At 43.5% G+C, this 12,103-nt stretch carries 12 protein-coding genes; 3 read left to right on the top strand and 9 right to left on the bottom strand.

Features of this window, described 5'->3' with window-relative positions:
* Positions 1-169 precede the first annotated feature (169 nt).
* The 6 genes from AC04NP_RS20385 to AC04NP_RS20360 form a co-directional block, all read right to left on the bottom strand.
* A complete protein-coding gene (locus AC04NP_RS20385) occupies positions 170-592 on the bottom strand; it encodes a hypothetical protein (RefSeq protein ID WP_482861783.1) in 423 nt (140 codons plus the stop codon).
* A gap of 1 nt (position 593) precedes the next feature.
* Positions 594-1,070 (bottom strand): protein-disulfide reductase DsbD domain-containing protein, encoded by a 477-nt coding sequence (locus tag AC04NP_RS20380; protein ID WP_482861782.1) that lies wholly within the window; start codon positions 1,068-1,070, stop codon positions 594-596.
* The gene (locus AC04NP_RS20375; protein ID WP_482861781.1) at positions 1,070-2,374 is read right to left on the bottom strand and encodes a YbbN family protein; all 1,305 of its coding nucleotides are present in this window, start codon (positions 2,372-2,374) and stop codon (positions 1,070-1,072) included. Before AC04NP_RS20375 ends, AC04NP_RS20380 begins: the two co-directional genes overlap by 1 nt.
* A 10-nt stretch (positions 2,375-2,384) precedes the next feature.
* Positions 2,385-2,849 (bottom strand): RagB/SusD family nutrient uptake outer membrane protein, encoded by a 465-nt coding sequence (locus tag AC04NP_RS20370; RefSeq protein WP_482861787.1) that lies wholly within the window; start codon positions 2,847-2,849, stop codon positions 2,385-2,387.
* Entirely contained in the window at positions 2,791-5,511 is a 2,721-nt protein-coding gene (locus tag AC04NP_RS20365; RefSeq protein WP_482861780.1) for a SusC/RagA family TonB-linked outer membrane protein, read from the bottom strand. Before AC04NP_RS20365 ends, AC04NP_RS20370 begins: the two co-directional genes overlap by 59 nt.
* 208 nt (positions 5,512-5,719) lie before the next feature.
* Positions 5,720-6,709, bottom strand: a complete 990-nt coding sequence (locus tag AC04NP_RS20360) for a FecR family protein (RefSeq protein WP_482861779.1) — start codon at positions 6,707-6,709, stop codon at positions 5,720-5,722.
* A gap of 196 nt (positions 6,710-6,905) precedes the next feature.
* On the opposite strand from AC04NP_RS20360, the gene AC04NP_RS20355 reads away from it, so the two are divergent.
* The 3 genes from AC04NP_RS20355 to AC04NP_RS20345 all read left to right on the top strand — a co-directional run bounded on the left by AC04NP_RS20355 (position 6,906) and on the right by AC04NP_RS20345 (position 8,762).
* Positions 6,906-7,481 (top strand): RNA polymerase sigma-70 factor, encoded by a 576-nt coding sequence (locus tag AC04NP_RS20355; RefSeq protein ID WP_482861778.1) that lies wholly within the window; start codon positions 6,906-6,908, stop codon positions 7,479-7,481.
* Between the two features lie 406 nt (positions 7,482-7,887).
* Positions 7,888-8,439, top strand: coding sequence for a DMT family transporter (locus AC04NP_RS20350; protein WP_482861777.1), 552 nt, complete (start codon positions 7,888-7,890; stop codon positions 8,437-8,439).
* 8 nt (positions 8,440-8,447) lie between these two features.
* A complete protein-coding gene (locus AC04NP_RS20345; RefSeq protein ID WP_482861786.1) occupies positions 8,448-8,762 on the top strand; it encodes an EamA family transporter in 315 nt (104 codons plus the stop codon).
* 403 nt (positions 8,763-9,165) lie between these two features.
* On the opposite strand, the gene AC04NP_RS20340 is transcribed toward AC04NP_RS20345, so the two are convergent.
* The 3 genes from AC04NP_RS20340 to AC04NP_RS20330 are packed head-to-tail and all read right to left on the bottom strand — an operon-like array spanning position 9,166 to position 12,075.
* Complete coding sequence (locus AC04NP_RS20340) at positions 9,166-9,624, bottom strand: ATPase (RefSeq protein WP_482861776.1); 459 nt, start codon at positions 9,622-9,624, stop codon at positions 9,166-9,168.
* A gap of 22 nt (positions 9,625-9,646) precedes the next feature.
* A complete protein-coding gene (locus AC04NP_RS20335; RefSeq protein ID WP_482861775.1) occupies positions 9,647-11,479 on the bottom strand; it encodes a V-type ATP synthase subunit I in 1,833 nt (610 codons plus the stop codon).
* Complete coding sequence (locus AC04NP_RS20330) at positions 11,476-12,075, bottom strand: V-type ATP synthase subunit D (RefSeq protein ID WP_482861774.1); 600 nt, start codon at positions 12,073-12,075, stop codon at positions 11,476-11,478. The genes AC04NP_RS20335 and AC04NP_RS20330 overlap by 4 nt, the downstream gene beginning before the upstream one ends.
* Positions 12,076-12,103: the final 28 nt, after the last annotated feature.

Raw genomic sequence — 12,103 nt, 5'->3', positions numbered from 1 at the left:
AATAGTCATACTATGACTAATGGACTACAACTTGCATTGCCCAGTCATAGTATGACTCAAATCTACCCTTCTCGTAAGACCATTTCAAGTGCCAAAAATAGCAAATACTAAAAGCATCATTTTAACAATAGTTATACTATGACTAATTGATGACTATCATCATTCGGGATTACTTCTTCGACGCTTCCCTTGCATAGCCAATCAAAAGCGCCCAGTAAGCATCGGTTCCTACCTCTTTACCGGCATCGAGGATTTCATACACCTTCCCTTTTTCATCAGGGGTCATTACCGGGTGATAATTATCCGGGTTTTTTCTCTGAAAAGACCATCTTCTGAAATTGGTTACATAATTATCACTTAAAAGCGCAGCCAGGGCATTGCCATCGGCGTCCTGTTGCAGCACAGGCTGGCCGGGGTGTCGCTTATCAATCATCCACTGGGTGAATTCATTCTTTGAGATTTTGTCAATAGCTAAAGCTACCAAGGGGTATGCTGAAAATCTGCCAATTTTGACAACCTGGCACACACATTTCCTGAATTTGGAATTTTTCAGAAAACCAAAATCGATGTACAAGTCATGGGCCGCCGCCATATTATTCTACGACTTCTACGTTAAAAACAAACTCATCATCGCCGGGAATGCATTTTCCATCCACCAGGGTACATACTTGGTATTCATAGTGACCTTTGATTACCGGATTTTTAGACAAAATTTTGACCTTCTGTTTGAAGATCGCCGGGCTTTCATCCATGTACCGGAAGGTAAGCCCCAACAAGTCGTTGGTCTTTTCTTTGGATTGCAACGAGACCACTTCACCTACCAACTCATAAGTAGGATGCGGCTCAAATTCAAACTTGGTAGGAACAGGACCGAATTTTTCGGTAGGGACAAAATCAGTAGCATATACGTACCAGCGATCATCAAGCACTACCTCGAAGATTAACTCTAGCTCATCACCCGGGCTTACAGACTGTTCTGAAACCCGGTAGTTCCATTGAACCGGTTCAAGTATTTGGGCAAATACGTTGGCAGTACTGATTGCTAACAGGCCAAGGATAAAATATCTCATTACTCTATTTCTTTAATTACCCAAACTTCTTTTTCCCTCTTACCGATTGTTAAGTCTAGCCCATATTCAGCTAATGCCTTTTTCATCTCGTCAAAATTGTTGGTAGCCGCTGTGATGTTGAGTGAAACATTGCCCTCATAGCTGGTTTCATTAAAGATATGACCAATTATCTCTGTGTTATCCCGGGCTATCAAACCATACCATACTTGCTTTAAAAACCGATCCATGGGAACAGCCGAATAGTTAATATGGTAGCTTCCAAAGCTTACCTCTTGTCCATCCCCGGCTTGTGCGTAAAACTTTTCTTCTCCTAGAATTGCTTTTACTACATATCCTTTGACTTTTCTTACCGCTCGAGTAGCCGTTATACCAAAGGCTCTTTCCAGGCTCTTGCCTATCGCCTCCTTTGCAGCACGATAGACTGTATTGACATCATAACCACCAAAATCTTTTGAAATGATCTCCAGACAATACGTATTCGACGCGTTATAATGGCTGCGCTTCGGACGGAAATGATCCGGGTTTTTCAAGTCGATTACCGCTTTATAATTTGCATCAAAACCGACATAACACAAATCTGAAAGGCTATAATTGATGTACCTCATCCCGTAAAACTGAGCGAAATCTTCGGTGTCAGTTACCCTTGTCGATTGATAACCGGGAATACCTCTTGTGATTAACACTTCAAATTGCTCCTCATTTCCTTCGTAGAGCATATTCTTAGTAAGTATATTATGTGAAAAATCGCCTACCTCTGCAATGGTCTTTTCCATGGCTATCATATCCTTATCTATTGGATAATCTCCTTGAAGGGCTGCCTTTATTGAGTTACGATTAACCATCCTCTTACCAGTAATGGCAACTACTTCGTTCTTATATATCCAAAGTTTGCTGCCGTAGTTTTCAGCACTGGTACTTAGCTTAGCTTCTGCTGCACTGGGCAATATAAAAGTCCTGCGACCTGTAATGATGTTAGTAAAAATTGTTTCAACATCCGTTAGGATATCTGCTGACCATGGTAAAATTTGTATTTCATTGGCAAATTCCTGTTGTAATGAATCCAACCTGGAGAAATCAGCCATGCAGGGATAACACCCTTTACTCCAGTAATCCAAAATCACTAGCTTGTTAGACGAGAGCAAATTTACATTAACCCTCTTGAAAGGATAGTTTACCATCTGGTCAAAGACAACAGGTGGTAGCTCGTCGCCTACTTTGAATTCGCTTTGTCCCCATGCGATTGAGAATGAAAAACTCAGGCAAAAAAGAATAATACCAGGCTTCTTTATTTTTAATGTGTCCATAACAAATAGATTAGTATCCTAAATTTTGTGGTAGTAAATTTGAATTATTAAAGATCTCCTCGGCTGGAACAGGAAGTAACACATCGGTAGATTGCCACCCTTTTTTCAATGGGCTAAGCACTTCGTTTGCACGCCCCGTTCTTATCAGGTCGAACCATCGGTGACCTTCGGCAAAGAGCTCAATTCTTCGTTCTTGGTAGATGGCCTCGAGAAGACCGTTCTGAGAAATACCCGGATTTGTATCTTGAAGTAATGGGAGTTGAGCCCGGCTTCTAACCACATCCAAATCCTTTAAGGCTGCCTGGATGTTGCCTAACTGGGCCTGGGCTTCCGCCCTGATTAGGTATTGCTCAGCTAATCTGAAAAGGGAGAAGTATTCCGGTCCTGTTGGATCATCAAATAGATTATTTTTGTACTTAAACGAATAATTCCAAGAACTTGATCCGGCGGTGTAGGTATTGACCCAATTTGCCAGGCGAGCGTAGTCTGGTGAAATTGATCGAGGTGGTCCATAGAAAATTTTCCTGAGATATATTAATGGCGCTGAATTCGAGCTCGACACCTCTATTCTCTACGGTTGCCGGTAAGTTAAACTGTACCTGATTAAACCCGGTCGCCTGGTATAAATGCCTGACAATCAATTGATTGTCAGACTTATTTCTAAACCAGGCACCGGAAATATTGATCCTGTTCCCCAGAAATCCTAATGCTAAACCTAATTCAAACTTTTCATTATCTTCCCAGGAATACTCAGGATTGGCAGCCCTTGCCGGCACTAATGCTAAGTTCTCATTGTAGCGGATATTATTATCGGGTGAATATGTATCTACGTACTGATAATCATTGATTTGATCATTACCTGTCAAACCGTAGCTACCCCGGAGTTTACCAAAACTTAAAAAGGAAAGGTTATTTCTCACAAAAGATTCATCCGAGAATATCCAAGCTGCACCCACTGCGCCAAAATTACCAAATTTCCTTCCAGGGCCAAAGCGACTTGATCCATCCCGTCGCCCCGTGAGGTTTAGAATATATTTTTCGTTATGGATGTAATTGGCCCTTGCATAAACTGCTGCGTATCGGTACTCCGAGAATGTATTAGACCGAATCACTATTTCGGGGGCAGCGTTAATATCCCTGAGCAAAATATCGGTTTCATAGTCTTGGCCGCTTATGGTTAACTTTTCTCTTACCGATTCTTGAAAGGTTGTTCCAATCAGTACATTAAGGCTGCCTGAGCCAATATCTTTTAAATAGGAAATCTTGGGTTCTACGATCCAAGAGCGCTCTTGACCGTTACCAAAGGACGAGCCTCCTTCAACAGCGAATTCGGGTGGAAAGCTGGAGGAAGGAAATATTTTTATCTCCTCAAGATTATTGTCAGTGCAGCCAAGGTTAGCCCGGACACTTAGCCCTTCTATGATCTCGTAGGAAAGCGAAGCACTGGTTACAAGGGTTCTGGCATCACTTTCAAATTCCTGTTCAAGTTCTGCTAATGGATTCTCGAATCGATCTTGCCAATTCAGATGTCCATTTTCATTAAATAATACCGGGGTATTCGGAGAAAGATTAAAGGCAGTACCGGCGAAATTAACTCCGTTTTGATTATTGTGAGTGATGGAATACGTAGTAGATAGATTCACTAAAAATCTATTGTCCATAGACCTATGAGTCACATTAAAATGTCCGGAGAACGAGTTAAACTTGGAGTCATCGTAATTGAAAACATTTGTTTGGCTAAAAAGATTAGTAGTGAATAAGAACTGCGTGGTTTCGGAGCCACCCGAGAAAGAGGCACGTATATCAGTTTGTTCCGCCGTTCCACCAAGTAATTCTTCCTGCCAGTCCGTGTTTCTATCCTCTCCCCAAAGGAAAAGGTCGGGCGAGTCAATGGAATCCTTAGCGCTCAATGAGCCATCATTAAGCACTGCTTCCCGTCTCATTTCAAGATATTGGGATGTGTTTAATACATCAAGCCGGTTGGCGACTTCCCCGACACCACGAGAAAACTCAAAATCAAAACCTGCCTTTCCGGCCTTACCCTTTTTTGTGGTAATGAGTATAACGCCATTGGCTCCCCGTGACCCATATATGGCGGTGGCATCTGCATCTTTGAGTATTTCAATACTTTCAATGTCGCCGGGTCGGAGTGTTGCCAGAGGATTTCCGTCTCGCAATCCAATCAGGTCACTGTTAAGGGAATTATTGGTAAATGGAACACCATCGACAATGATGAATGGACGGTTGGCATCCGGACGACCATCATCACCATTGTTAAGGCTGTTTAGCCCCCGGATATTGATATCGATGGGCGCTCCGGGAATCCCGGATGATTGTCTTATGAAAACTCCGGCTACCTGCCCTTGTAGGGCTTCCAATGGGTTGACCACTGGCTGCCGTTCAATAATCTTAGCATCTACCTTAGCTATGTTTCCCGGATTGAGACGTTGCTCTACCTCATAATATCCTGTAGAAACAACCTCCACCTCCGACAAGGATGCCAACGATGGCAACATAGTAGCATCAATCACGGTGCGGTTGCCTATTTCGATTACCTCGTTGTCATACCCTACAAAAGAGATTTCCAGAAACAATTGCTCACCGGCATTGATCATAGCATCAGGAATTTCCAGGCGGTAATAACCGTTGACATCGGTAACGGTACCAATGTTTGTGCCATGTACCCGAACCGTGGCACCGATCAGGGGGTTGCCGTTTTCATCGGATACTTTGCCCTGAAGGGTATGGTTGAGGTCAACTGGTGCGTTCTGGGAAGCGGCCGGTGACGGAACCGGCTCCTTTGGGGAAGGGGTGCTTTTGGTCAGGAGAATATAGTGTTTATTTTTGGCCTTGAATGTTATAGCATATGGCCTTAATAATTCATCTAACACATCTCCCAGTTTTTGGTCGGTAACCTGTATGTTTACTTCCGTCGTCAAATCCAAGGCGCTTTCACTGTAAACGAACCTAGCGCCTGTTTGTGTTTCCAGTGTTTTCAGGGCCTCCTTGAGAGGGGCCTCGCGGATGGAAAGGCTAACGACCTTTTCCAATATCTGTATCTGTGCACGACTGTCAAAGGCAAATGAAAAGCTGGCAGACAGGATTACCAGTATCAGTTGCATGACAGTTACGCTCATAATCTTTATTATGAGTCTTTTCGTTAAAATTTTTATCATATATTTACCCGGTTTTCTGTTTTGATGGTGGAATATTGAAGCAGCATACTAGCCCCGGTCCAGGCCGGGGTCGGCAGGAGTGTTGACGCACTCCTGTCTTTTATGGCGGTGGCCTGAGTAAGGTATTCATGAAATTCTTATTTTGCATTGTTATCATTTGATGGTTTGATTATTGACAGTTTTGACCACTCAACACCACTTCCTCTTTCGTCACCTCAAACGTGGCATTGAGCACCTCGGTCACCATCTCCAAAGTACTTTGAAGCGATTGATCGGTAAAATCTGCCGTAATAAGGCACCGGCCCATGTTTCCTGCTACCCGTACCTTCACATCGAATTTGTCCGATATCCGCTTTGCCAGGTCGCTAACCGTAGCGTTTTCAAAATTCATATCATATTCCGTACCCGCCACCAGTTCAGCTACCGGCATTACCTCTTCCCGGGCAATTTTGGTGAGCTGCCCTTCGGCGGGAGCGTAAATGACCTTTTCTAGAGGAAGTAACTCCACTATTTTGTCAGTGCTGTTAACCTGTACTTTGACTTTACCGGTAAGTACCGCTACCTCCGTGCCGGCCGTTTGGGTTTTGATGTGGAAACTTGTACCTAACACCGTGGTTGTAATGTCATTGGCCCGGACGATGAATGGCTGGTCTGCTTTCTTCGCTACTTCAAACAGGGCTTCCCCCTGTATGGTTACCTCCCTGAAACCCGCTTCCCGGAATTTTCGAGGGTATGACAAGGAACTTTGGGGTTTTAGCCAGATGATGCTTCCGTCCGATAACAGCACCTTGCTGATCTTATCGCCGGATAGCGTCCGGACAACAGCATATCCGGCCGCTATAAATCCAGTGTAAGCAGTCCAACTAAAATAGCCCGCAATAATCAGCAATAGCAGCGAGGCGGCTAACCTCAGGGGCTTTCGAATGTATGTGCCCGGTATTCGGCGATGAGTGGTTTCTTTTTCCGGTAGTCCGGCTTCTTTCCTGACAGATGCCCTGAGCTTGTGTTTGAGGGCCTGTTTTTCGGCTTTATTTTTAAAGGTCTCTGACGTGGTCATGATAACATTATCTAGCCATGCTTCCATCAGTTTTTTTTCCTCTTCTGTGGCTATCCCCTGCTCCAGACGGTCAAGAATCTCTTTGAATGTTGATTCGTTCATTTATCTTTTCTATAGTGTTGGCTCTGACATCAGTACTGCCCCTTTTTATAAGAAGTACGCTTACCTTGCTGCTACTCACACTGCCGTGAAAAAAAAATTAAAAAGATGAAGAAAATGTTAACATTGGCATTTTTATTTTTTTAAAAATCGAAGTTTTGCTTAATTAAGATTTTGAACAGACTCAATTTCAGTGCTCATGAGGAAAATTGATACCGATGAAACACTTGTTTCAAAGCTCCGGAAGGGGGATGAGAAGGCATTCGATGTGATCTATGAGCGTTACTGGGAGCGGCTTTACAGTTATGCTTACCGGCGCTTAAGCCCTGCCGACATGGCCTATGAACTCACTCAGGATGTCTTTGTATCCCTGTGGGCGCGAAGAGATCAGTTGAGTATTCAGGTCTCATTATCGGGCTATCTTTTCGGGGCAATGCGTAACCAAATCTTTAAATACATTAACCGAAGCGATGTAAGAGCCCGGTATTTGGAAGATTTTCTTCGTTTTAATCAACAAAGGGTTGATAACTCCAACCAGGAAACTATAATACTGCACGATTTGGAACAGGCAGTGGAAAACAGCCTCTCCTCACTCCCCGCTAGATGCCAGGAAATCTTCCGCCTGAGCAGGTATGAGCATCGCTCTATCAGGGAAATAGCAGACCAACTCAACATATCCAATCGTACGGTAGAAAATCAGCTACACAGGGCTTTAAAGCATCTGAAGGTAGAGTTGGGGGATTTTATGGCCTTGGCGGTTTTTTGGTGGATTTGAAAAGCAAAAAGCGCTCATCTTTTAATAAGCCCGGCGATCGCTCGCCGGTAGGTTAACGCCAACCATTGGGGCTCTTTCTTGGCAGGCATCAGCACCGACCGGTTTGGTAATAGCAATACGTGTAGTAAAGATGTTGTTTACTAACCAGCCCTTTTCGCTGACTTTATACTGGAGTTTCCATCAACTTCTCCTGAATGTATCGTGTACAGTTCTCCCTGATCGTAGAAAAACACGTAGGGGTCGCTGACTGATATGCCGGTTAAATCGCTGAATCCGGAAATTTACCGGTTGAAAACAAAGGTTTATTCAAAATTATATGTATAATACATATATATTAATCAGGAAATTTTACTGTCGAATGAAAAGATGCTAGTATGGAAGAGGAATATAACCGCCTGATTAAGTCATGAAGCAAGTATTACTAGCTCTCGGCTATGCTTTTTGTTGGGGCATTGGCGTTACCCTTACTAAAATGGCTTTGTCCGGGATAGCCCCAACTCCCCTGCTTATCACTCAACTTTCTTCAGGGGTTTTATTTTTGCTAATAGTCTGCTATGTGCAGGGGGAAAAGCTACCCGTTTCCTGGCCCCTTCTGAAAAAGGGATATGCCGGGGTTTTTGAACCGGCCTTAGCTTATATGGTCAGTATCTTTGGAATCCAGATGACGACAGCAAGCAGTGCTACCCTGATTGGCGCCTCCGAAGTCATACTCACAATTCTTTTTGCCGCTATTTTTCTGAGTGAGAAATTAAGTCATATCAAGCTGTCGTTAGCTGCGATCAGCTTTGGTGGCCTGTTGCTCCTGATGTTAGGTGATATCGGTGATACCCGCGAATCTTCTTTCACCGGTGACTTATTGGTCTTGCTGGGAGTGGTCTTTGCGGTACTTTACACGCTGATCAGCAAAAAACAGGTTGCGACCATAAGTCCTCACTGGCTGCTTCGCAACAGTTGGTAGGTCTGATAGTGACCGTCATTTGTTTTGGTGTATTATCTTTTGTTTTTCAGGGATTTGAAATTAGCTTTCACAATATATCACCAGGGTACTGTCTACTCGCTATTGCTTCGGGGATAATTCAATACGCTTTGGCATTTCTTCTTTATCTTATTGCACTAAAAGACATCCCGGTAAGCCGCGCTGCTTTTTATATAGCCCTTATTCCAGTATTCGGTGTAGCCAATGCAGTTGTTATGATTGGAGAACAACCCGGCGCCATGCAATGGGTGGGTGGGTTGTTGATTGTCGGATCTTCTTATTTTGCTAACCGGCTATCAGTTTAGAGGGGTTGTTGCGGGATAGTCATAGTATGACTCAGATCGGGGGCCATGTCGTCATTGTTTAAAATACTGAAAAACAGGGAATGCGAAGTTCATTGATTTTCTAATAGTCATACTATGACTTAGGGAGTGGACTAGACGATAGTCATAGTATGACTCAGATCGGGGGTCATGTCGTCATCGTTTAAAATACTGAAAAACAGGGAATATACTGGCCATTGATTTTCTAATAGCCATACTATGACTTAGGGAGTGGACTAGACGATAGTCATAGTATGACTCAGATCGGGGGCCATGTCGTCATTGTTTAAAATACTGAAAAACAGGGAATATACTGGCCATTGATTTTTTAATAGTCATACTATGACTTATATTTATATTATGAACTATGACTTCAAAAATGAAATTAAAGTATCCCTCTGATAAGAAACAAAGCGGCAAAGGCGATGATGGCATAAAGCTCCGGGAAAACAGCCAGGATCAGGGTACGGCCGAAAACGTCATTGCCGGCACCGATGCTGTCAATGCCATTGGCGCACACGCGGCCTTGATAAAGGCCTGAAATAAGGCCTGCCAGCCCAAGCCCAAGTCCACCTCCCAGTATACCTGCACCTTGTAGCAGGGTTATCTCCGGGCTGATCAGGTCCTGAAGGATAAAAAATCCGGCAAATCCGTAAAGTCCCTGTGTACCCGGTAAGGCACTCAATACGATACAAGATCCAAAGGCTTCAGGCTTCTTTTTTAGCACGCCGACGGTCGTCATTGCACCTATGGCGGTACCCATTGCACTGCCACATCCGGGTAACCCGATCAACAGACCCATACCGATAAACGCCAGGGTCAGAGGTAATGTCTCAAATTCCATATTTTATCAATTTTATTTTCATTCAATCGGTTAATTTTCTAAAAGGTTTATATTCAACGCCCCCTCCCTCAAACTGAGCGTTGTTGTAAAACTCAACAAACGTGAGACGCAGCGGGTGTACAAAGGCACCCAATACGGCAAGTACCAGGTTAAGGCCATGTCCAAAGAGAAGAAAAACAATACCCAGCAACACCCCCCACCAGCCATTTTCCATGATCTGCATGCCAATCTGGTTAACCACTGAACCAAGTACTGAAGAAGCCACACCCAATGCAAAAAGGCGGACATAAGACAAGACATCTCCCAATATACCGGTGAAAATGAAAAACAAGGGGAGTATGCCACTGCCTATTCTCTTAAGCAAAGGTAAGGTGACATTATGAGAAACCAGTACCAGCGCCAATCCTGTAAAAAGGGCAATTTTGGCAGCAGGCACGTATGGTTTAAATACTTCCACATTTTGCATATTGGCAAGAAATAACACCAGCACACCGAGTATAATCAACAACTTTCCTAGCTGTGGCATGGCTGCAAGAGCGGATTGGTACATTGCTTTATTGACAATAGAAGATATTACGCCTGTCAGTATTTGAATCACACCGATCATTAACGAAACATTAAAGGCGTTAAACACAAAGCGCTGATCATCAGGTATGTACACAAAACGGGACAAATAACTGAATAGCGGCACATTTTCGCTGCCTTCAAGGGGTATCCCAAATATGCTCCCTGACTTCACTATACCCATTATCATGGTAAAAACACCCAGGATCAAACCCAGCAGGGCAATGTTCCGGGTATGCTTGAAAAATGTAAACCAACCTGCCAAAGAAATCCCTGCCACGATGAGTCCATAACCGGCATCACCCAGGCAATAGGCAAAAAAGATAGGATAAAACACAGCAATCAGCGGTGTCAGATCCAGTTCATAATAATGTGGCAGTTGAAAAATCCGGGTAATGGGCTCAAAGAGGCGTGTATATCCATCATTTTTGAACATAACCGGTACAATATCATAAGGCTTGGGCTCCTCGGTGATATGCACGATTCCATGTTTCTGCAAGGTGCTGGTCACTTTATGCTCAGTTGCCTTGGGGTACCAACCTTTCAGGTGGATGATCTGACCCTTTTCATCCCCGGCATAGCTAAGGAGGGTTGTTTGATATTCAAGGCGGTTGTTGACCTCCTGTTTTTCTTTTTCTAAATTCTCTAAATAATCACCAAATGAGCTGATTTCTTGTAAAAATTCTTCATTCTTTCTTTCCAGCTTATCAAGGGCGGTGTCAATCTCCGATACTGTCCTTTCAGGCCGTGGTACCTGGTTAAATGGTAACGTGGCTGGCTGATCGCCAAGGGTGACGAAGTATACTTTTTTTCCGTCGGTACTGATTAATTGACTGACCGTATCTTTAAAATCAAAATCATAAAAATCATTGGACAGAGCGGTGTAAAAGGCAAAGTGAATTCCTTGTTGCTCGAGCAGTTGCACTTTTGATTTATCAAAATCACCCCAGGGCAGTGTTTTGAGCCTCTCCTTCCGCAGCCCTTCTGTTTTTTGGGAATTCAGCGCTATTTCCCTTTGCAGGGATATTATCCGGGAAGTAGCTTCTCCGGGTGTTTGATCTGAAACTATGTCATTGGGCTTACCGGGGTTTTCTTTCCCATTGGCCTCCTGCACAATTTGCATGGCCTTATTAATCTGTACCAGATATTCCTGATGTTCCTTTATATTGTCATCATAGGCATTTTTGTCTGTCTCCAGGTGAATTACGCCCAGTTGCTGCAACAGTGAGGTTGTCTCTTCCTTGTCTTTGTAGAAGGTAAGTACCGATATTTTCTTCATCTTCTGCTTCATACCGGTATTTGTTTTAGATCATTTTTCTTTTTTACGATTTTCTGGCCTGCCTTGGTAATGTTTTCTTTGTCTTCGAGGAAGCGTTTGATCTTCCTGATGGCTTCCTCGTAGGCAGGGATCTGTACCTTTTCATAGAGGTTTACCTTTTGAGTGGTTTTTTTACGGGCCTCATGGAGTATGTTTATTTGTTTTTCAGCTATGGAGATGAGCAACTGGGTATGGATAACTTCCTGCAAGGCTTCTACCCCGGCCGGCAGCCAGGCGTGTCGGTTGAACCAGTTAATGGAATTTATCCGGAAATTGACTTCCTTCAAATACGGGATTTTTACACCTACAATATTTTTTTTGACAACATCCAATGAATCGACCCGCAAAATATCCGGAAATTCTACCCAGAATCTACCAAAATCCGGTTGCAGGGCCCTGGCAGACTTCAACTTTTCTTTAAGGTTATTCAGCTCTTTTTGAACAATTCTTACCTCGTGGCGCAACGCAGTTTCTTTCCGTTTCAATATAGGCAATGCATTTACACGGATATTCAACTGCCGTTTTATATCCTGCAGGGCGTTTTTGTTATATTGATATTTAAGCGCCATTAGTTTTTTACCTGTTATTGACCGAATA

It is taken from the genome of Agaribacillus sp. DX54 (genome assembly GCF_056858335.1).
This window is presented reverse-complemented; position numbering and strand designations above follow the sequence as displayed.